Origin of the sequence: Akkermansia muciniphila (genome assembly GCF_900184965.1) — a bacterium.
In the GTDB taxonomy this organism is placed as follows: Bacteria; Verrucomicrobiota; Verrucomicrobiia; order Verrucomicrobiales; family Akkermansiaceae; genus Akkermansia; species Akkermansia muciniphila_A.
Window position 1 is genome coordinate 279,654 of record NZ_FXYA01000215.1, and the last position, 20,703, is coordinate 300,356.

Annotated in this window: 19 protein-coding genes and 1 tRNA gene; 7 read left to right on the forward strand and 13 right to left on the reverse strand. The window is 56.4% G+C overall.

What is annotated here, in order from left to right; all coding sequences use genetic code 11:
• Positions 1-51: 51 nt before the first annotated feature.
• Complete coding sequence (locus CI070_RS12115) at positions 52-786, forward strand: L,D-transpeptidase family protein (protein ID WP_256943579.1); 735 nt, start codon at positions 52-54, stop codon at positions 784-786.
• A gap of 93 nt (positions 787-879) precedes the next feature.
• Here CI070_RS12115 and CI070_RS12120 read toward each other — a convergent pair whose 3' ends face one another.
• Positions 880-1,761: a diaminopimelate dehydrogenase gene (locus tag CI070_RS12120; protein WP_094136853.1), complete on the reverse strand. Its 882-nt coding sequence runs from the start codon at positions 1,759-1,761 to the stop codon at positions 880-882.
• Between the two features lie 204 nt (positions 1,762-1,965).
• On the opposite strand from CI070_RS12120, the gene CI070_RS12125 reads away from it, so the two are divergent.
• Positions 1,966-2,109 carry a hypothetical protein gene (locus CI070_RS12125; RefSeq protein WP_012419632.1) on the forward strand — a complete coding sequence of 48 codons (144 nt, stop codon included), beginning with the start codon at positions 1,966-1,968 and terminating at the stop codon, positions 2,107-2,109.
• A 270-nt stretch (positions 2,110-2,379) separates the two neighbouring features.
• Here CI070_RS12125 and CI070_RS12130 read toward each other — a convergent pair whose 3' ends face one another.
• The 8 genes from CI070_RS12130 to CI070_RS12165 form a co-directional block, all read right to left on the reverse strand.
• Positions 2,380-2,526, reverse strand: a complete 147-nt coding sequence (locus tag CI070_RS12130) for a hypothetical protein (RefSeq protein WP_012419631.1) — start codon at positions 2,524-2,526, stop codon at positions 2,380-2,382.
• A gap of 532 nt (positions 2,527-3,058) precedes the next feature.
• Positions 3,059-4,561 carry a flotillin family protein gene (locus CI070_RS12135; RefSeq protein ID WP_065529744.1) on the reverse strand — a complete coding sequence of 501 codons (1,503 nt, stop codon included), beginning with the start codon at positions 4,559-4,561 and terminating at the stop codon, positions 3,059-3,061.
• A gap of 33 nt (positions 4,562-4,594) precedes the next feature.
• The gene (locus tag CI070_RS12140) at positions 4,595-5,128 is read right to left on the reverse strand and encodes a hypothetical protein (RefSeq protein WP_094136854.1); all 534 of its coding nucleotides are present in this window, start codon (positions 5,126-5,128) and stop codon (positions 4,595-4,597) included.
• A 126-nt stretch (positions 5,129-5,254) separates the two neighbouring features.
• Positions 5,255-9,685, reverse strand: a complete 4,431-nt coding sequence (locus tag CI070_RS12145; RefSeq protein WP_179218463.1) for a M16 family metallopeptidase — start codon at positions 9,683-9,685, stop codon at positions 5,255-5,257.
• A gap of 304 nt (positions 9,686-9,989) precedes the next feature.
• Positions 9,990-10,529 carry a hypothetical protein gene (locus tag CI070_RS12150; RefSeq protein ID WP_094136856.1) on the reverse strand — a complete coding sequence of 180 codons (540 nt, stop codon included), beginning with the start codon at positions 10,527-10,529 and terminating at the stop codon, positions 9,990-9,992.
• 93 nt (positions 10,530-10,622) lie between these two features.
• Complete coding sequence (lpxK, locus tag CI070_RS12155) at positions 10,623-11,828, reverse strand: tetraacyldisaccharide 4'-kinase (RefSeq protein ID WP_094136857.1); 1,206 nt, start codon at positions 11,826-11,828, stop codon at positions 10,623-10,625.
• Between the two features lie 31 nt (positions 11,829-11,859).
• On the reverse strand, positions 11,860-12,579 hold the full coding sequence (locus CI070_RS12160) for a zinc ribbon domain-containing protein (protein WP_179218464.1): 720 nt from the start codon (positions 12,577-12,579) through the stop codon (positions 11,860-11,862).
• Between the two features lie 540 nt (positions 12,580-13,119).
• Positions 13,120-14,178 carry a ribonuclease D gene (locus CI070_RS12165; RefSeq protein ID WP_179218465.1) on the reverse strand — a complete coding sequence of 353 codons (1,059 nt, stop codon included), beginning with the start codon at positions 14,176-14,178 and terminating at the stop codon, positions 13,120-13,122.
• A 125-nt stretch (positions 14,179-14,303) separates the two neighbouring features.
• On the opposite strand from CI070_RS12165, the gene CI070_RS12170 reads away from it, so the two are divergent.
• Positions 14,304-14,633: a hypothetical protein gene (locus CI070_RS12170; protein WP_094136860.1), complete on the forward strand. Its 330-nt coding sequence runs from the start codon at positions 14,304-14,306 to the stop codon at positions 14,631-14,633.
• A 12-nt stretch (positions 14,634-14,645) separates the two neighbouring features.
• Here CI070_RS12170 and mazG read toward each other — a convergent pair whose 3' ends face one another.
• Positions 14,646-15,455: a nucleoside triphosphate pyrophosphohydrolase gene (gene mazG, locus CI070_RS12175; protein WP_094136861.1), complete on the reverse strand. Its 810-nt coding sequence runs from the start codon at positions 15,453-15,455 to the stop codon at positions 14,646-14,648.
• A gap of 85 nt (positions 15,456-15,540) precedes the next feature.
• Between mazG and CI070_RS12180 the strand changes: the two genes are divergently transcribed.
• The 4 genes from CI070_RS12180 to CI070_RS12195 all read left to right on the forward strand — a co-directional run bounded on the left by CI070_RS12180 (position 15,541) and on the right by CI070_RS12195 (position 17,256).
• Positions 15,541-15,843, forward strand: a complete 303-nt coding sequence (locus CI070_RS12180; protein ID WP_094136862.1) for a hypothetical protein — start codon at positions 15,541-15,543, stop codon at positions 15,841-15,843.
• 31 nt (positions 15,844-15,874) lie between these two features.
• A complete protein-coding gene (locus CI070_RS12185; protein ID WP_256943708.1) occupies positions 15,875-16,624 on the forward strand; it encodes a ComF family protein in 750 nt (249 codons plus the stop codon).
• Between the two features lie 39 nt (positions 16,625-16,663).
• Positions 16,664-17,095, forward strand: a complete 432-nt coding sequence (locus CI070_RS12190; RefSeq protein ID WP_094136864.1) for an acyl-CoA thioesterase — start codon at positions 16,664-16,666, stop codon at positions 17,093-17,095.
• Positions 17,096-17,180: 85 nt separating this feature from the next.
• Positions 17,181-17,256 (forward strand) — tRNA-Lys (locus tag CI070_RS12195).
• A gap of 228 nt (positions 17,257-17,484) precedes the next feature.
• Here the strand turns inward: CI070_RS12195 and CI070_RS12200 are convergent.
• The 3 genes from CI070_RS12200 to CI070_RS12210 form a co-directional block, all read right to left on the reverse strand.
• Entirely contained in the window at positions 17,485-19,056 is a 1,572-nt protein-coding gene (locus CI070_RS12200; protein ID WP_094136865.1) for an arylsulfatase, read from the reverse strand.
• A 179-nt stretch (positions 19,057-19,235) separates the two neighbouring features.
• A complete protein-coding gene (locus tag CI070_RS12205; RefSeq protein WP_143245679.1) occupies positions 19,236-19,847 on the reverse strand; it encodes a hypothetical protein in 612 nt (203 codons plus the stop codon).
• 130 nt (positions 19,848-19,977) lie between these two features.
• On the reverse strand, positions 19,978-20,661 hold the full coding sequence (locus CI070_RS12210; RefSeq protein WP_094136867.1) for a type II secretion system protein: 684 nt from the start codon (positions 20,659-20,661) through the stop codon (positions 19,978-19,980).
• Positions 20,662-20,703: the final 42 nt, after the last annotated feature.

Consider the following 20,703-nt stretch of genomic DNA (forward strand, 5'->3'; position numbering starts at 1 on the left):
ATCGGCTGGTTTTCTGCTTGTCAAAACAAAAGCCGCCATTATAGATGATTTATGAAGAAGAGTGTAGCCCTGTCCTTGCTGGGGCTGGTTCTGCTGGTTTCCTCCGTAGCGGCTTTCAATATGGCATGTGCAGAAAAATCCTCCAACCGTGCGGATATCGCGCGGAAACGGGTAACGCCCGTGCTGAATTCCTTTCTGGAGCCGTGCGGCGCCAGAGTGGGGAATCCTGTGTTTTTACGGGCCGTCAAGGAAGACTCCGTCCTGGAACTGTGGGTGAAACCGGACAAGGCGGAATGTTACGTGCTTGCCAAGCGTTATCCGATCGCCGCATGGTCCGGGAAGCTGGGCCCCAAGGAGAGGGAGGGGGACAGGCAAACGCCGGAAGGTTTTTATGAAGTGGAACCGTCCGGACTCAATCCCCGGAGCAATTACCATCTGTCTTTCAACATCGGGTATCCGAATGCCTATGACCGCTCCCTGAACCGGACGGGGAGCTTCATCATGGTGCATGGCCGGGATGTTTCCATCGGTTGTCTGGCGATGACCGATTCCGGAATTGAGGAGATTTATACTATGGTGGAACAGGCCCTGGTTCATGGGCAAAAAAACGTTCCCGTGCAGATTTATCCCTTCGTGCCTACTCCGGCGCGTTTGTCAGAGGAAAAGGATTCTCCTTACGCCGCCTTTTGGGCGGACATGGCCCGCGCATGGGACTGGACGGAACGGACCCGTACTCCGGCCCGGGTGAATGCCGTCAATGGAAGGCTTGTTGTGGTGGAGCAATAAAAATCCTCCGGCTGTGGGCCGGAGGATAAAGGGAGACTTGCGGAACAGGGGCGGCAGAACCGCCCCGGATGCGTGTGTCCGGAATGCTCCGGATTAGACCAGCTGGGCAATCAGTTCTTCGCGGTCGCCCGGCAGAAAATCCATCGGGGCTATTTCCGGCAGCGTGTAGCAGCCTGCAGCCAGTTTCATGCTGGCGCGGGCGGAAGCCACCATGACCTGGGCGGTCAAAGCCGGATTATTGATGCGCATTTCAAACGTGAACATCTGGTTCTGCGTGGAGCCGGAAACGCCCTTGCGTTCCATCAGCACACCGTGGCCCATGTCTTTCAGCACGTCGATGTCGGGCACCTGCAGCACACGGGTGTCGTCATGGCTGAAGTAGGAATCGGATTTAATGGCGAATTCCACGTCGGAGAATTTGGCGCCTTCCTTCAGCACCACATAAACCATGCGGCGGTGTACGCCGGAACCCGTAGGAATGGTGAGGGAGAGCGCATCCGCCACTCCTTCCTTGGAACGTGCCACGACGCTGTGGCCCATGCTCATGCCGGGACCGAAGTTGGTGTACGTAATGCCCTTGGGAGCCATGGCCAGCATCAGGGTGCGGATGACGGAGTCCGTGCCGGGATCCCAGCCGGCGGAGATAATGGAGACGGCGTCGTGCTTGATTGCCTGGGCTCCCAGGGAACGGCGCAGGGCCACGATATCCCCGTGAATATCGAAGCTGTCTACCGTGTTGATGCCGCGGGCGAGCAGGGGCAGGGCCGTTTCTTCCACGCTGCGGGTGGGGGTGCAGAGCAGGGCCGCGTCCACATGGCCCAGTTCCTCCACATTGCTTGCGGTTCTGATGCCGTGCACAGGTTCGCTGCCGGGGCGGCGCACGATGCCTGCCAGTTCCATATCGGGAGCGGCGCGCAAGGCGTCCACAGCGTATTTCCCGATGTTGCCGTATCCTACGATGGCTACTTTAATCATTTTGGTAGTAAATAGTAATGGTTCCGGGTAATGGGAGCGGAATATCCGCCCGGCATTTTTTCCGTTGGCGCATGTTTTTTAAGTGTTTCAGGCACGCATGGCAAGAACGGAGAATGACAGGAGGCTTTGTGGCATGATTGCCGGTTCTTTGAACGGGGAATGAAGGAATGGAGTCTGATTATTCGGAACACTTCCAATAAAACGATGAAAAGCAAATTAATTATTCTGAGTATCGCCACCCTTCTTGGGTGCGTTTCCTGCAATACGATCGGCGGGGTTGGCAAGGATGTGGAAGCCGTCGGCAGCGACATTAATTCCGCAGCCCGTTCCACCAGCCGGGCCATGTAAGAAGGTTGTGTGGAGACCTTGAACGAAAGCCGCTTCATCCATTTGGATGAAGCGGCTTTCAGGTAAAAAATTTGCTGCCGCCCGCTTGTCCTGGTTTCCGGATTGCCGCAAAGGTTTGGATTGTTTCATGCAGGATGTAGCCGAACCTTGTCAATTCGTTGGGAATCCCATGGGGGCCGACTGCCATTCAAACAGAATGGGAGACGACAAAATACCGCCTCTTTTCCCTTAAAAGAGGACTCAAAACGGCGTCCGGCTACGTTCCGGGACTTATTGCATGGACTTGCTGGTAGCCTGGGAGGCGCTGTCAATCTTGCTTCCCATGGCTTCCACGTCTTTTCCTATTCCGCTGATCGTATTGCAGGAGGAGAGAGCGAGGGCTGCGGCGAGCGTCAAAAGGGCGGATTTGATATTCATTAGTCGAAGAGAGGTTGAAGGCCGTATCCTAACCTGCTTCCGGTTTCTTGTCAATGAACCTGGCGAGTAGTAATTTGTTGTAGTTTTTTGTTATATTATGCTATAAAATAATTGTATTATCGAATAATAACGCTATTTCCCATAAGAATCCTGCATTTTGTTACAGATTGAAAAATACCATGAAAACATCAGTTGCAGGACAATAAATCAACATGGCGTTTACCGTTTTCCAGGAGAGGGCATGCCTGCTTTGTCGCTTTCGATATTATCGGGAATAAAGCAGAAAGCGCCGACGCTTTTCTGTTCATCCGGGCAGGTGGCGGGACACAGTACTTGCTGACCTTTGCCTATTAGCCTTGAAGGCAGGCATTCTGCTTTTCCCTTTATATTTCAAGACCCGTTTCCCTGTTGACGGGGAACGGATTTTGCCATTGCAGCGTGCGCCTGCGTCAATATGGACAATGCTGTCCATATCTACCCTTGTCTGTTCGGGGGAGAGGCGGTTGCCGTCAGGAACGCAGGGATGGAGGGGTCAACTCGGGTTGACGGTAGTTGCGGTATCTGCCGCTGGGGCATCGGCTGCGGGAGCAGGGGAGGAAGCTGCGGTTTTCCCTTCCATGGGTTTGCCCAGAAAAGCGGGCAATTCCAGCCCTACGCTTTTGCCGAGTTCATGAAGGGGCAGCGTATCCTTTACCAGATTCTGGACGAATCCTCCTACAGAGGAGTTCCCTCCGTTGCCCATGACGACTACTTTGTCAAATTTCAAACCCTTAATGGCGCCGGACTGGAGCTCCACAATCTTGGTAAGCTGTTCCGTCACCAGCAGGTTGGAAGCGGCCTCGGAAGAACCTGCCGCCTGGACGATCTGCTGAAAACCGCGGGCCTTGCCTTCCAGCACGGCTTCAATCGCGGCCGCTTCACCGCGTCCCACCATTTCCATGCCTTCCCCTTCCGCTTTTTTCTTCAGGAGGGTAGCCTGGGCTTCGCCTTCCGCCAGTTGGCGGATGGCTTCCGCTTCCGCTCTGCGCTGGATGAGCAGAGCCTGCGCCTTGCCTTCCTGTTCCAGTTTGAGTACTTCCGCCGTGGCCTGGGCCTGCACTTCGCGCTGGCTCTTTTCAATGCGGGCTGTTACCAGGATGTTGGCTTCCTGCGTGGCGCGTTCGCGTTCCGCGCGCTTCAATTCCGCTTCTTTTTCCGCCTGGTAGGCTTCTTCCAGGGTTTTAGCCTCCTGCACCTTCTGGGCCACTTCCGCCAGCTTTTTGGCCTCCGCCTGCTTCACTTGCAACTTGGCGGCGGATTCCGCAATTTTAATCTGGGCTTCGTTCTGGCCCTCAATGGCGATGGCGCGGGCGTTCGCCACCTGGATGGTCTGGTCCTTTTCCGCTTCCGCTTTGCCAATTTCCCCGCGGCGCGTTTCTTCCGCCACCTTGATGGTGGCGTCATTGATGGCGCGCGCAGCGGCTTCTTTGCCCAGGGCGTTGATGTAGCCGGAAGCGTCCTGGATGTCCGTGATATTGGCGTTGATGAGATGGAGGCCCACTTTGTGCAGTTCCACGTCCACGCCTTCCGTGATGCCCTTGATGAGTTTTTCGCGGTCGGAGTTGATTTCCTCAATGGTCATGGAGGCAATCACCACGCGCATCTGCCCCATGATGATTTCCGCAGCCAGATTGCGGATTTCCTCCCGGGAGCGGCCCAGCAGGCGCGCAGCGGCGTTCTGCATGATTTCAGGCAGGGTGGAGATGCCCACGATGAAGGAGGAGGGCACATCCACGCGTATGTTTTGGGAGGAAAGGGCGCCCTGGAGGGGCACGTCAATATTGATAGGGTTTAGATCCAGATAGCTATAGGACTGGAGAACCGGAAGCACGAAGGTGGAGCCGCCGTGGTAACATTTGGCTGGTTGGCCTGTGCCTACTTTCCCGAAGACGATGAGGATTTTGTCCGGAGGGCACATGCGGTAGCGGCTGAACAGCCAGGAAGCGGTCAGAATGATGAAGAGAACCAGAATGGCGATGGGGATGATTTTGTCCATAGTCGGCTAGGGGTATGATGATTGGGGTGTTTGTTAATGAAGAGGTTTGACGGTGACGACTCCCGCAGTGACGGCTACCACTTCCACCGGGGTTCCGGAGGGCAGGGGATGTTCCCCTTCCTGGACGGCAGGGAGGTACAGCAGCTGGCTGGGATGGGCGATTGTAACTTGTCCGCCGCGTTGGAGGTTTCCGGGAATGCTGATGTAAACGGAGCCGGTCATTCCCTTGAGGGTTTCATAATTCAGGGTGCCGTCTGATTTAAGGCTCATAATGAAACGCATGGAGATGCCGATAATCAGGAACATCAGCACGCCAGTGAAGAAAGCCGCCGCCAGGGAGGCGGCCATCCCCCAGTCCAGACCCTGGGCGAGCACGCCGCCCCAGCCGAAGCCCAGAAAAAAGCCGATGCCGGATTTAATGGACAGCAACCCTACGTCCGCTCCGCCGGAATCCGCATCAAAGTCCAGATCATGTTCCCCCAGCCCGAACAGGGACAGGAGAAACAGGAGCGCTCCCACGCCCGTTGCTACTACGGCGATGATAAAGAAAATGGAGTAATCAGTCATAGGGTGGATTGATTACCGACAGTATCCATGTTTGAAGGTTGCTTGTCTATGGAAAAAGAGCGGCGGCCGGATATCCGGCCGCCGACGGAGGGGAAAAATTTCGTGCGACTTGTTTTTCTCCCACGCTTATTTCATTTCCACGACGGCTTTTTCTCCCTTTTTGAGTTCCAGTTCCCGGAGCAGAAGGAAGTCGTTGGTCAGCAGGCCTGCCTTTTCAATGGGTGTAGCGGTTCCGCCGATGGTGACGGTGGCTTTGCCGGCGCTGATTCGGTTGGGGAACCAGACCCCCAGGCGGCCTTTGGCGTCTTTGTTGGCTGTAACGGTGAAGCCTTTGGAGGCGTCTGCGGGGTCATTCCAGTCGATATGCCACGGAGACGGAGCGCGGGATTCGTCAAGACGCGCCGTCCAGGCAGGGTCTCCGTAAAAGGCCACGGTGTCCCGGTCATGGATAAGGCCCAACTGATCCTTGCCCATGCCGTATCCGGCGGAACTCATGCCCCTGGCAAAGTCCGGATCGTTCCTGATTCCATTGATATCCGGGGAGTTAAAATGGACGTTCATGAGCTTGGGAAAGCGGGTCATGGTCTCGTCCAGAATAAACTGGTTGTTCAAATACCAGGCTTCCGCCAGGCTGGAGGCGTCATGATTGCTGAACAGAAGGCCCAGCGTTCCCCAGCCTCCCTTGCCATACCAGGAAGGGACGGTGTAGCCTACCAGCTGGTTGAAGCCGTAGCGGCTCAGGGCGGTGATGGCCATGGAGTTTTTCGTTTTCTTGGCGTCTCCGATCAGGCAGTTCCCCGCTGCGACCCAGACAGCCGGAACCGGCCTGGTTTCAATCACCGGCGCTTTAATTCTCTTTAGGAAGGAGAGCAGGTCGTCTTCCTTCCCGTTGAAGAGCACGCCGCGCAAAAAAGTGGTGAATTCCCTGAACTGTTTTTTGTCCAGCGCATAGAACCGGTTATTGCCGGAAACGATGAGTCCCTTGCCGAAAGGCATTTCCAGATTAAACTGGGTTGCGTGGGAGGCCGTTACGAAGAGCTGCGGGGAGTAACGTTTCCAGTATTCCATAAGCTTGGGCGTTACGCCCAGCGTGGTTTCATCCCCCTTGTCCTGTTCTTTCAGGCCTTTCGTGTAGAAAGCCGGCGTCACCTTGCCCTTGGAACCATGCTGTTCCAGGTATTGGAAGGGCTGCCAGTCCGTGATGCTCATGCTGTCTTTGAACCGGGAGGAATCCACATTGGTTGTTCCCATGGCGCGGCTGATGACGAGAGGCTTCGTTGCAGAGGCTATTCTCATGGCTGCCTGGGGGGTGTATCCTGTGACAATGCCCCAGATACAGTCTCCGTAAGGGTCGTCGTCCAGCCGGCGGCTCAGGCGGTGCAGGTCATTCACCAGCACCCGGTCTATTTCCTCCGGGCGCGCGACGACGGCCATGAAGCGGGGAGCCATTTTTTTAAGCGTGTCCAGCTTGGAGAATACAGAATCCTTTACGGTGACGATGGTGCCTCCGTGTTTTTCGGCCAGTTTGTCCGCTACGGCCTTCCAGTCCGGCATAGCGGCTGTTTTTTCGGAAATAACGATGGCATATCCGTTCTTGCCGGAGTCTTTGTTGACAGTCTTTACGACGGTGACGCGAACGCAAAAAGCCGCCGGGGAGACGGCGGCCTGGGGAGAAGCGGCTTTGTCCGCCTGCTTTTCAGCAGGCGGAGTTTCCACAGCCGGATGATCCGGCAGAATGTTCAGGTTGAGGTGCTCTCCCTTGCCGAAGATGTCTCTGGCAAGTTTGTTGACCTCTTCCACGGTGATGGCTTTTACGTCCGGAATGCCTTCCCTCTGCTGGTTCAGCCGTTCCGGCTTGGCCTGGGAGTCTCTCAGCAGGGATGCCCAGTAGCCGTTGTCGCGCTGGGCGCGGTCCATGGAATTGAGAATGGGATTGCGTGCACGGTCCAGTTCCTCCTGGGTGATATTTCCCTTGCCGAGATCGTCCGCAATTTTGGCGATAGCGTTGCGCACAGCCTCCTTATTGCGCATGACGCCGGAACTCATCGTGATGATATAGCCGCCGTCCGGATAGGTTTCACTGATATTGAGGCCGGTGGAAGGAGAGTAGGTTTCTCCCATGTCTTCGCGCAGACCCTTGAATACGCGGTCATAAAAGACGGCCTTGAGCATATTCAGCCTGCGGGCCAGCTTTTTATCTTCTCCTCCGGGCGTTTTCCAGAAGAGGCAGACCAACGTTTTATCAATGGAGGAGTCATAAGTCAGATCCTTGGAGAAATTAAAGTCCGCCATGGCCGGATGGCGAAGTTTTTCATCCAGCGCGGCCGGAGCTTCCGCACGTTTGGGAACCGCGCCTACGGTGCGTTCCAACAGGGGGATGATATCTTCCGTCCTGAAGTCTCCCGTAACGGTCACTTCCATGTAATTGTTTTTCAGCGGGGCGTCCACCCAGTCCCGCACGTCCTTGATCTGGTAGGAGTTCAGCTGTTCCTGAGTGGGGAAGGTGAACCGGGGATTGTTTTTGTAAAGGATGGCCGGTACCTGCTTTTTCATGGCTCCCTGAACTTCATGATCCATTTTGTTATAAATCATGGGAATGGTCCGACGGAGCAGGGTAACGCCGTCCTGGCGGTAGCCGGGGTGCATCAGGTAGGCCGTCTGGAGCTGGAGTTGCGTTTCCAGGTTTTCCCTGTTGGTGTTTCCGGAAAGCAGGAAGAAGCGGTCCGTCATGGAAAAGCCCACACCGACCTTCTTGCCCGCCATGATAGCGGCCAGTTCATCATTGGAATGGTCCTTCAAGCCTCCGCCGTTCATCACGGCGCCCGCAAAGAGTTCCAGCCCGGAGGCTTTTTCCGGTCTGCTCAGTCCTCCGCCGTCCACGGCAAAGGTGATGTTGATGGAATCCTTGTCAAATTCCGTGGGTTTCAGGTTGACGCGAACTCCGTTGGAAAGGGTGAGCTGGGTGACACCCAGGTCCGCAGCTTCCGCGCGGGCCGTCACCTTGCCGGGTTCCCCGAATTTATAGGAGAAATCCTTCCGGCTGTCCGTCTGGTAGGGCTGTACTTTGGCGGTTTGGGATTCCCGGTACGTCTTCATGATTTCGGCGCTTCCCTGGGCGTTTTCCTTATTGGAAGTGACGATGACGCGGGGAAAGGCTCCGGTCCAGGCTTCCTTCAGGGCGGCCTGGCATTGTTCGGGAGTCAGGTTTTCCACGACTTCCCTGGAAATGGCCCAGTCTTCCTGCGGCGTGGTGAAGACCTTGTCCTGCGCGGCGCTCTGGGCGATGGCGGAAGCCAGGTCTTCCGACTTGGCGGTGGACCAGGACTTGATGGCGTTTTCCGCGGCGGCGGTAATGTTGCTGCGGGCTTCCGCCAGTTCTTCCTTGTTGAAGCCGAATTCGATGGCCCGGCGCAATTCCTGTTCAATGGCGGCCAGAGCCGCTTTCCAATTCTTGTAGTCCGCCTGGGTCTGAATGGAATCCACTTCCGCCGCTTCCACTATGTCCGTGCGGCCTCCTGCCGCGGAGATAAAGGGGCAGTCCGCATTCTTCGCCATCTTTTCCAGACGGCGGTTCAGCATGGCGTAAGCCACGTTCAAGGGGATATCTTTGTTGCGGTTGGCGACGGTATCCGGCTTGTTCACGTAGGGCCGGGAGATGTTGATGCTGGCTTCCGTGCTGGTGGCCTCTTTATTGGTGATCCAGTGGGCAGTGGTTTCCGCAGCCGTTTTAAGCGTGCCCCGGTCCGTCTGGAAGGAGTAGTTGTCCTTCTTCATGGAGCCAAAATATTTTTCCACCCAGGCTTTTCCCTGTTCCGGGGTGATGTCCCCGGCGATGACGAGCTGCATTTGGCTGGGAACGTAGTGGGTCCGATAATAGTTGATAAATTTTTCCCGCGGCGCGGTGCGGATTACTTCCAGTGTGCCGATGGGATAGCGTTCCGGAATGCGGGTACCGTCCAGCATGATGGAGAAGACTTCCTTCATGACCCGGTAGCCGGCGGAGTCGCGCACCTTGTATTCGCTGGTGATGATGCCGCGTTCCGCGTCAATGGCGCTTTCTTCCAGCAGGGCCCCGTCCGCAAAATCCCTCATGATGGTGAAAGCCAGGTTCACGGTGGATTCCTTCATGCTGGGCACGTCCATCATATACACGGTTTCGTCAAAGGCGGTGTACGCATTTGCGTCCCCTCCCAGGCCCAGGCCTTCTTTCTGCATGGCGGGAATCATTTCCCCGCGCTTGAAATGGGTGCTCCCGTTGAAGACCATGTGTTCCAGGAAGTGGGAAACGCCCTGGATGTCATCCGTTTCATTCAGGGAACCCGTGTTGACGCGCAGACGGATACTGAACCGGCCCTTGGGTTCCGCATTCGGGCGGATGAAGTAGGTCAGGCCGTTGGCGAGTTTCCCCTTGATAAGCTGGGGGTCCTGCTTGGGAATGCCTGCCGCCGTTTGCGTTGAGGCAGCCTGAATCTTGTTTTCTGTTGCGGCTCCGGCCGGCGAATAGGACGGAAACAGGCACGCAGCAGCCAGAATGGAGGTAATGGTAAATGCCTTCATGGGAAAATACTGCCTTTTTGTTTCACACGATTTTCCGGGCAAGTCAAGCGGCCTTCTCTGCATAAAAGCGGCGGATTTCCGCAGACTTTCGGGAAATGTCATTCTTTCCGCACGCAGGCGGCCATGGCAGGATGTGAACGGCGACAATGAAAAAGCGGGATTCTTCACTTATGGAGTGGCATACCCGCCGGGAGATTCCAATAAATGTGCGGATTGGCTTCATGCCGTTCGCCGTCAAGGTTCTGTCGCGTTTCCGTCAGAAGGGCGTAAAGACCGCATTTTCGGGGAAACTGCCTTTTTCATTTCAGGCCGCGGGGGACTCTTTCCTGGACCTTTTCATAAGAATGACGCCCCATGTTGCCGCATAGAGCAGAATGTAGATTCCTGAGAAGGTCAGGATCATTATATTCTTTTGCCGAAGTTCTGCTGTATAGCTTTCTGCAGTTTCATCCGATTCTATGGTGATATAGGAATGGTTGTCGGCAGGGATGCTCAGCACGCGCCGCTCTACGGCGATTTTCTGATTCACGATTTTTTGTCCCGTTTCACGGGTAGCCGCCTGGAATTTCCACTGATAGCCTTTTCTGCCGGTATCACGGTAGTGGACCATGTAAACGGTTTTGATGGGGCTCATGCGGCGGGCTCTTCCGGTTGCGCCGGTATTTTCCACCTGAACGGGAAGCACCCGGACAGGTACGAAGGAATAAACGCCTTTATCTTCATAACCGGACGCCGGAATAATGGAAGACAGCCTTTGAGCGGAAAAATAACCCATTGTAACTGCCGCGAGCAGAAGCATGACGCCGGACACGGTGATGAATGGTTTTAATTTTTTGATGCTCATTTCAGGAACATTTTAGATACTTCTTTTCAAGAAAAAGTGCAACGCATGTTCACGATTTTCTTGATGTATTGCCTCAAGCCGCTGCGCTCTTGCTCAGAAAGATGAGGAAGGTTGCCATTCATCCCGTGGGCGCGGTTTTGAAATTCCGCAAATGCGGTCCACACAACGTTCCCATGCTTCCTGGCCCTGGTAGATTTCCACTTCAATGCGCAGGAAATAGATGGGAACCTCCGGGTCTTCCTCCGGTTTTTCCAGCCGCACGGCATCCTTTTCCGTAGTTACGATCATGTCCATGGCCCGGTCCGCGCAGCGGTCATAAAATTCCTGCAATTCCGTTTGTTCAAACCAGTGGTGGTCCGGAAACCTGCGGCAGATTTCCACGTGGGCGCCCAGGGAGCGCAGGGAGTTTTCAAAACTTTCCGGGCGCGCGATGCCGCTGAGGCACGCCACCCATTTCCCCCGCAGGGCCTCCAGAGGAAGGCGTTCCCCCGTGAACACATTTTCCAGGTATCGGGGGCCGTGGTCGCTCACGATGATATCCGCCACGGGATTGTACTTCCTGATGGCGGAAATCAGCTCATCCTGCGGTTTCCCTCCGCATTTGGTCAGGATGATATAACTGGCGCGCGCCAAACTGCTTCTGGGTTCCCGCAGGGTGCCGCGCGGGAGCATGGCTCCGGTGCCAAAGGGCGCGCCGCAATCCACCAGCACGATATCCAGTTCATGCGCCAGTTTCAAATATTGCATGCCGTCGTCCAGCAACAGGGTGTCGCAACCCAGGTGCTCAATGGCGAAGATGCCGGACTTGATGCGGTTTTTATCCACCAGCACCGCCACGCCGTCCAGATTTTTGGCGAGCATGAAAGGTTCATCACCGGAATACAGGGGGCCCAGGTAGCGCGTTTTTCCATCGCTGGCGATCTTGGGAAGATTCTCCGGCAGCTTGCCGTCCTTGTCCCTCCATTCCTGCGGCTTGTCCAGCTCTGCGCTCTTGTAGCCGCGTGTCAGGATGGCTACTTTGCGCCCGCGCCGGGTGAGGGTACGGGCCAGCAGTTCCACCACCGGGGTTTTTCCGGTTCCTCCCACGGTGATATTGCCCACGCTGACCACCAGCATTCCCAGCCTGGCCTGCCTGGCGATGCTGGAATGAAACAGATACAGCCGCGCCAGAACCGCCAGCCTGAACAACCAGGAGGCGCCGCGCAGGACCATGCGCATCATGGCGGCGCGGAATCCCTTGGCACGGCCGAAGATGACTTCCGTCCCCCACTCTTCAAATTCTTCCGATCTGGATTTCATGGCAATCCCGGCGGCGTTCCTGGAACCTCTTTCAGTAGAGGATGCGGTGGCAGCTGTCGCAGTAAACGGTTTCGTGGCCGCCCAGCACTTTCATACGGGCGTTGTCCGTGATAACCATGTGGCAGCCGCCGCAATGGCCTTTTTCATCCATGGGCACAATGACCGGAACCCCCTTGCTTCTGGTCATCCGTTCGTATTCCCCCAGGGAATCTTCCGGCACGGCAGCGGCCAGATCCGCGCGTTCCGCATTCAATTGGTTCAGAAGCTCCTTGTCCGTCTCTGCCGTCCGGTCAAAGCGCGCGAGCGTTTCCTCCAGCTCCCGCTGGGCGTCCTGTACACGGCGGATTTTCTGCTCCATGTCCGTTTTTGCTGCTTCCAGACGCTCCATCAATTCCAGCTCCGAGGTTTCCAGAGCGTCAATAGCGGCTTCCGTTTTCTCCACCTCTTGGATGCACCTCTGGTATTCCTCGTTTTTCCGGGTGTTGGACTGGAGGGTTTTCATTTTGCCGATGTAGGAGCGTTTGGTTTCAACGGCGGCCTCCACATCCCGTATGCTTTTTTCAATGCCTGCCACTTCCTGTTTGGCGGCCAGGGCCTTCTGCTTGATGGCCTCCATCTGCTTCAGCAGGCGTGTTCTCTGTTCCGGCAGGGAAGCCAGATCCTTCCGGAGTTTGGAAATCCGCACATCCTTTTCCTGAAGGATCAGCAACTGGTCTAAATCGGCATGATTCATCGCCTGCCACCCTAGCATGCCCTGCCGGGAGGGAAAAGATTTTTTCTCGGCTCCGGGGCGGCGGTGCTGCCGTCTGTTGACGGTTCGGGGAAGTCTGAGAAATATTTTTCTGCTCTCCGCTGAGTATTTCGAGCAGGGCCTTTTGTTGCGCCGGGGTGCTTCCCAGTGAGGGCTGCGGCATGGAAAATTCCGCGTACTGCCGCGCCAGCCGGTTTTTTTTCTCCCGGTTCTGCCAGGAAAGGAAGGCGCACATGGAAAAAGCGCAGACGCAGACGATTGCCAGGACCATGTATGAATGGCTGTTGGAAGGCATGGAGAAAGGGGCTTGCCCTGCATTATAGAAAACGACTGTCTTCTGCTCAATGTAAATAGGCAGGTAAGGGAAAACGGCGTTGGCGGGGGAAGAGTTTTCGTTCCTTGCCTGTTCTCCCTGAGCGGAGAAAGCCTTCAGAAAGCCGGGAATGGCCAGAGAGAAGGCTTGTATTGGCCGTCCGTGATGAAGGGCAAATGATGCTGGGCGGCTGGGGGCGGGTATTTTGCCGTTGCAAAAAGAACCGCTTAAAAACCCAGGGCTTCCCTCTGCCAGTTCAACAGGGTGGAAACGCCTTTTTCCCTGTCTTCCGCAATGGCTTCCAGAGAGGCCCGGGTAATCAGGAAGGAGCCTTCCATGCCCAGCTCTTCAGCTTTTTCATCCCTGAGTTTGCACAGGCGGGCCAGATTGTCTTCAAACTGTTCGGAATGTTGCCGGCGCTGGATGCGGGGCCGGCATGGGTAGTCCTCTTCATCCAGCAGGTAGAATTTCTGGAGCGCATTCATGAACCGGCTACGCCTGTGGGCATGAAAACGGGGCGGAGGAGCCACGGTGCGCTGCTCCTGAAGAGCCACGCTCCACTGGATGAGGTCAGCATTGGAGCAAACCATGAATGCGGGCTTGTCCCACGTTTTGGCTTCCGCATCGCGCCAGGTCCACATTTCCCGCAGGGCGGCCAGCCCTTTCCTGTTCAGTTTTCCGCAGCCCTGGATGCGCCAGGGGTCCTGATGTCCGGCCAGATGGCGTTCCCGGGCGCGTTCCATGGAGTGTCTGCAAATTTCTTCAAACCAGCCCATGCGGCCTTTTTCCCGTAAGGCGGCCGTCAGTTTGTCCGCCATGTCCAGCATGTAATTTACGTCGTTCAGGGCGTAGGTGACCATGGCCGGGGAAAGGGGACGCCGCGCCCAGTCCGCCTTTTGGGAGGATTTGCTCAGGGTGATGCCGTAGAAGTGTTCCACTAGGGCGGCCAGTCCGAACTGGCGGAATCCCAGCAGGCGCGCCGCCGTCTGCGTATCCCAGATCATGGCGGGCAACGTTTCCCAGGCGTGTTGAAAGAGGCTCATGTCGTAGTCCGCGCCGTGCATCCAGACTTCCGTTTCTTTCAGCCAGTTGTAGAAAGGCCCCATGTCTTCGATGGAGAGAGGGTCGATCAGGCAGGAACCCGTTTCATCCGCGTATTGGATCAGGCAGATTTTTTCCTGATAGCGGTGCAGGCTGTCTGCCTCCAGATCCAGGACTACCCGTCCCGCGGGCTGTGCGGCGGCGCGTTTGCGCCATTCCAGTAATTCCTCTTTCTCGCTAATCATCTTATTGCAACGGAGCGGGATTGAACCATGTATCCGGACGCCGGGCAACTGGAAATACAAAAAAAGTGCTGATGGGGCAATCATGTATTGCCTATTTCCCGGAAATAGGGCACGAAGAAAGGCGTATGGACGAGGAAGCCACAGCAACCGGACGCAACCACGGAGAACAGCCTTTGGATGAACTGATGAAGCGCTGGCATCTGACCAATCATGACCTGGTGGAGATTTCTCCGGAGCAGCTTACCCACAAACAGGTTCAAAAAGCCCGGCAGGGGCGCCAGCTTACCCTGAAAATGATGCAGAAGGTGTGCCGCGCCTTGAACGTAGCCATATGGGAACGGCTCACCCCCATGCAGAAGGAGCAGTACTTCGAATACATGCACAAGCATGTGTTCAGCTATGCCAGGGGATATGATCCGGCCTGGAAAGACCCGAACATGGACATGATGGCCTGACCCCGGTTTTCGTTACCGGGCGGATTTCGCCTGCTGCCAGCGTTCCTCCATGGCGTCCGCAGAGGCTTCTTCCAGAGAAAGTCCGTCTTTGGCAAGCAGCCGTTCCATTTCGTTGAAACGCCGCTCAAACTTTCTGTTTGCTCCGGCCATGGCCGTTTCCGGGTCGATGCCCTTCTTCCTGCACAGGTTGACTACGGAAAACAGAAGATCTCCCAATTCCTCCGCGACGCGTGGGTCTTCCTCCGGCGCGGAAAGAATTTCCCCGCATTCCGCGGTTTCTTCCTTCACCTTGTCAAGGGCGCCTTGGGCGTCCGTCCAGTCAAATCCTACTTTGGCGGCTTTTTTCTGGAGCTTCCATGCCTGGAGCATGGGAGGCAGCCCCTTGCCTGTTCCATGCAGGTACGGGGTTGTTTCCGCCCCTTTTTCCCGGCGTTTGATCTTGTCCCACTGTGCCAATACGGCATCCGTCGTATCCGCCTTGGACTGGGCAAATACATGGGGATGGCGGCGGACGAGTTTTTCGCTTACTTCCGCAGCCACGTCATTGAAATTGAAGCGCCCTGCTTCCTGGGCAATCTCCGCATGAAAAACCACTTGAAGCAGAACATCGCCCAATTCTTCCCTCAGCTGCGTCCAGTCATTCCGCTGGATGGTGTCCACGACTTCATAGGCTTCCTCAATCATATTGGAAATCAGGGAATGGTGGGTTTGCTCCGCGTCCCAGGGGCAGCCGTGGGGGGCGCGCAGACGTTTCATGATGGCGATGAGGCGCTGCATTTGAAGGGCAGGCTCGCGGCATTCGATCATTTCAGTGTCGTTCATGACGGAGCCATACTAATCGCGCAAGGGCAGATGACTAGAAAAAATTCCTCTTTACCCGGAACGCTTCTTCCTTACACTCGCCTCCATGGAAGTTCACACGTGGAAAGAACGCACGGAAGAGGGAACCCTGGTGTACAGGGCATGCCACCATGCCGGCAAATGGAAGCTGGAGTGCGCCCCCAAGGTGGGCCGTGCGGAACGCGACGATGTGGAATGGGAACGCGTGGAATTAACGCGGGCGCACTGGGTGACCCTGCGCGATGTGCTGTGGCGTAAATACCAACGCAAGCGATGCCCGTGGCGTTTCATTGAAACCATAGACAAGCTTCTGGAAGAGATGCCGGAAGAGGAGGATGCCGATTTCCCCGATGGGAAAGGCGGACGATAGGAACCCCTTTCACCTTTCTGCCGTGCGGGGAATGCTGGGGGCGGTTGCCAGGGAATGGCTTTCCTGGGTGTATCCCTTCGTTTGCGAGTTGTGCGGGCGCGGCGGCCTGGACGGCTGCCATGTCTGCCCGGACTGCCGAGGAAGTTTCGTGCCTATCGAGCCTCCTTTCTGTGCCGTCTGCGGGGAACCGGCGGAGGGTTCCTTCATTCCGTCCGGATTATGCCGCCGCTGCGCGGCGGCTCCTCCCTCTTTTGAGGAAGCCCGCGCCGTGTATGTGAATACGGGATCATTGCGGGATCTGCTGCTGGCCTTCAAATATGGGGGAGCCGTTCATCTGGCCGGCTCCTTCGCGCAGATGATGGCGGAGGCTGTGCGCGGAAATCTTCACTGGTTCGGAGGGAAAGAGCGCCTGCTCGTTCCCGTGCCCATGCATCGCGGCAAGCAGGCTCAAAGGGGGTATAACCAGGCGCAGGAACTGGCGGAGCTGCTGGGGAAGGAACTGGACTGGCCCTGTGCCGGCGTGTTGAAACGCCTGCCGGATACGCTTCCCCAAGCCAGCTTGTCGCGGGAGCAGCGGCTCAGACATGCCCGCAAAATTTATGCGGCGGATGAAAAAGGGATGAAACGCCGCCCCGTCAGGGGCAGGGATGTGCTGCTGGTGGATGATGTTTTTACGACCGGAGCCACGGCAGATTCCTGCGCCCGTCTGCTCCTCCGCGCCGGGGCTGCTTCCGTCTGCGTGCTGACGCTGGCGCGTACGCATCATGCATGGCGCGGCTGAACCGGAATTTCCTTTCAGCCCGCCTGTTTCCTTTTTACAATGGCAGACATGAATCCGGAGCTGATGTTTCATACGGAAGATGAAGTCATGTTTTATGATACGGACTGCGGCGGGGTAGTCCATAACCTGGCCTATTTGCGCATGATTGAAGCCTGCCGCACCAAGCTTGGCGCTAAACTGGGAATGGATTACAAAACCATGAGCGATTTGCAGCAGTTTGCCGTGGTGGTGCGCCATGAGATCGACTATGTGTGTCCGGCTGTTCTTGGAGACACCATTTTAACGACGGGATGGCTTCAATCCGTGGAGCGGGCCCGCTTCTGGTGCGATTTTGAAATGCGGCGCGCTTCCAATAATGATCTTTTGGTCAGGGCTCATCAGCAGCTGGCCCTGGTCCAGATGCCGCAGGGGCGTCCTGCGCGTATTCCTGCGGAATGGCGCGCGAGATGGATGGAATGCATGGAATCCTGATCTTTTTTTGTTCATCTTCCATTTTGCGCTTGCCATGAAAGGAGGTGTGGTGTTTACTGTTTGCGCCCTTCCAGCAAGGGTAAGTGCTTGGGTAGCTCAGTTGGTAGAGCAGTAGACTTTTAATCTATTGGTCCCGGGTTCGAGTCCCGGTCCAAGTACCATTCCTTTTTTTAAACCCCGTAAGTCGCTGAACTTACGGGGTTTTTCTTTCTTGTTTCAGGTGTTGGATATGATTCCGGCGCTATATGTTTCACCAGGAGGTTGATAGCATGATATGGCGGTAAATCACATGTCGGTTGCCGTTCTTTGAAGAGACGGCCCGGAACTCTTTTCCGGCAGGGAATTCCCATAGAAACGTTCAGGGCGCATATCCCCCCTGCCGTGCTGTGTTATTCGGCATGATTTTTCGCCGCCCATTTCCTGTATTGCGCGGACAATTGCTCCACAAGCGTCTGGCGCCTGGATGCCAGATTGTTCTGCTCCGTCCTGTCCCTGATGTCGTACACCTGCCAGGGGCCCCGGTTGGGAGCCACCAGCTTGAATTGACTTGTCAGGACCGCCCGGTTTCTCTGATGTTCCCAGAAAATAGTGCGGGGAGGGCAGGTATTGGGAATGTAGTCCCACACCTTGGACGGAGAAAGTTCCGGAGGATTATTCCAGTAAGTGTTGAGCGGCTTGCCGTCCATATGGGCCGGAATGGGGAGGGCGGCCCATGCAAGGCAGGTGGGGGCGATGTCCTGGAGCAGGAAAGGCGAGTGGTAGCGCGAGCCCGGGCGTATCTTGGAAGGGTAGCGAATGATGAAGGGGGCGGACAGCCCTCCGTCAAAGGTTTCTATTTTATACTGGCGGTAAGGGGTATTGGACACAGCCGCCCACATGGGGCCGTATCCGTCCCTGCAGCCGACTTCTCCCAGCGGACCTGTGGGAAGGGTGGTTTTCTTGTTTTTATTGTTCTGGGGCATTTCCGCTGTTGCGCCATTGTCTGATAAAAACATGACGATGGTATTGTCGCAAAGGCGGTGACGTTCCAGGGACGCGAGAATGCGGCCTATGCCGCGGTCCATGATAACGATTTGGGCGGCGTAGGCGGCCATGCATTCGGCCATATAATCCTTGCGTTTTGCGGAGGCTTGTTCATAACCTTCGGGATTGAATTTGCCGGCCATGCCCAGGTTGGCGGCAGGCGGGACGATTCCCAGCAGCTTTTGTTTTTCCAGTCTTTGGGAAGCAATGGCGTGGGGAGATTTGCCGTTGTAGAACGGAAGCATTTTTTCTATTTCCTTCCGGGGGGCCTGGAGGGGAGTGTGCGGAGCCGTATAAGCCACGTAGAGGAAGAAGGGCTGATTGCTTTTGGCGGCATCGTCAATATAGGCCAGAGCCGTTTTGGTGATATCGTCCGTCATGTAGAAGTCCTCCGGCAGATCCTCCGGACGGAGCAGTTTCCCGTCTTCCCCGAAGGGCCGGTCCGGCATGGGTTTGTAATAATCTGCCGCTCCGCCCAGCAAGCCGCGGGAGCGGTCGAAGCCTCGGTCCCATGGATAGGCTCCCCGGACTTTTCCAAGATGCCATTTCCCGGAAAGATAGGTACGGTATCCCGCTTTTTTCAGAAGTTCCGGCAGGGTAGGGATATTCGGATTCAGGCGGCCGCGGTAACCGGGGCGCCCGCTGTCGTCATCCAGCAGCCCTACGTCCGCCTTGTGAGGTTCGCAGCCGGTCATGATGGAAGCCCGGGAGGGGGAACAGCGGGAAGCGGTGTAGAGCCGGGTTGCCTGCATCCCCTGCCTGGCCAGGGTATCCAGGGCGGGGGTGGGTATTTCCGAGCCGTAGCAGCCCGGGTCGGACCATCCCATGTCATCGGCCAGGATAAGCACAATATTGGGCCTGTCCGCCAGGGAAAGGGCAGGGGAAAGAAGCCAGAGGGCTATGCTGGCCAGGATGGAGGAACGCAGGATAGAGCGCATGAAAGGAAGATGAAATAATCATCTATAAATAAGCGGAATCGCTCTTGAGTCTTGCAACAGGAAGGAAAAAACAGGTTGTTACGAAAAGGGCCGACGTTGCGTATGCCTGTTTTTTCCGGAGACTTTCTCCAGCGGCTGGATATCTCTGCTGCGTGGTGAAGCGTGCCGGAAGGGGCTCCCTACCACCACAGGATGGCGCAAAGCAGAATGGCGGCTCCATAGGCCATGCCTCCCAGGCAAAGAGGCGTCCACCAGGTTGGCTTGGAGCATATTTTATTGACCATGTCGCGGTACAGGTAGGGCTTGCCTATCCAGAGAATCGAAAGGAAAATGACGATGTAACACCAGATGGGAATGAGGAGCCTGGTTACTGGCTCCTGAAGGAAGGCTGCACTGAGCAGGGGAGCCGCCACCATCAGGCCGAAGATGCCCAGCGCCCGTGGAAAGAGCAGGTTTTTCACCTGCGTGACCATCAGCACCAGAAAGACGGGGCATGCCAGCTGGAGCAGCCAGCGGATGCCTTCAAATTCCGCCAGTCCTACCCGGAAGCGGCTCAGCACGCCCAATCCTTCGGGAGCCACCAGCAGAAAGAACCAGAACAGGCCGCCGGCCAGCAGAATCTGAGCCAGCAGATGGTTGCGCGGAGACGCCAGCAGAAGAGCCTGCACCTGCCGCCTTTTTACCAGCGCATACAGGTGGGCCAGCAGCAGGACGGTTCCCAGGATATACCCCGCCACAGACAGTGGTATCATGCCGTCGTACGGATGCAGGAAGGGTGCATGCTGGTTCATCTGGACGCTAACCTTAATGATTATCCCGGCTTCGTAAAGACGAATCAGCGGGAGCAGGAAGAAAATTCCATTGGATTACCGGCAACGGTCCGTTGGCTTCCTTCCCGCGCCGGGAGGAAAAACAGGGGGGTCAGGAGCCTTGGGTGACTTTGTTAAGTGTGGGGTCCTCAATGGGGGATATTTTCCCGTCCGCATAAAGCACCATGATTCCTCCCTGGTGGCGTTCAAGGGCTGGAACTACGATTTCCTCAAAATCCTGTTCCGTGATGACGCTGCGCCCGTCAATCGGGACGCCGTCGCTGATCCAGGGTTTGCCCCGCAGGGCCTGGCCGCGCGCCACATTCATGGGACGCCCCTTCCGGTTGTCCAGCCAGCTGGTGTAGGAAATAGTGTTTGGCCCGGCAGGAAGATTGGCGTCCTCCGCTCCAAGGATTTCCGGACGCTTGTCGTTTTTGCAGCGGAACGTGTCCGGAAGCATGTTGGGTTCCTTGGCGTTCCGGGCGATCAGGTCGGGTTGTTCCGCATTGACGATGGGCGCCAGGGCGTCCCACCAGTTCCGGCATTCCCTAGCGCTCAGGAGGCTGTCTTTCATGCCGCTGGAGGGCAGTTTCCCGCCGTTCTGGCCTGCGAATTCCTTGCCCCAGTCGCTAATGCGGCGCAGGTTGTCCGTACAGCGCGTTCTGGCTGCCGTTTCCGTAGCATGGGAATAAATGCTGTAGGAGACGCCTGCCAGCAGGGCGATGATGGCGATGACTACGAGAACTTCAATGAGCGTGAAACCTTTGCTGCGTGGGGTAAGTGAGCGGGTTTTCATGATTTCTCGCCATTATGCACGATTGAGGCCGCTTGAAAAGGC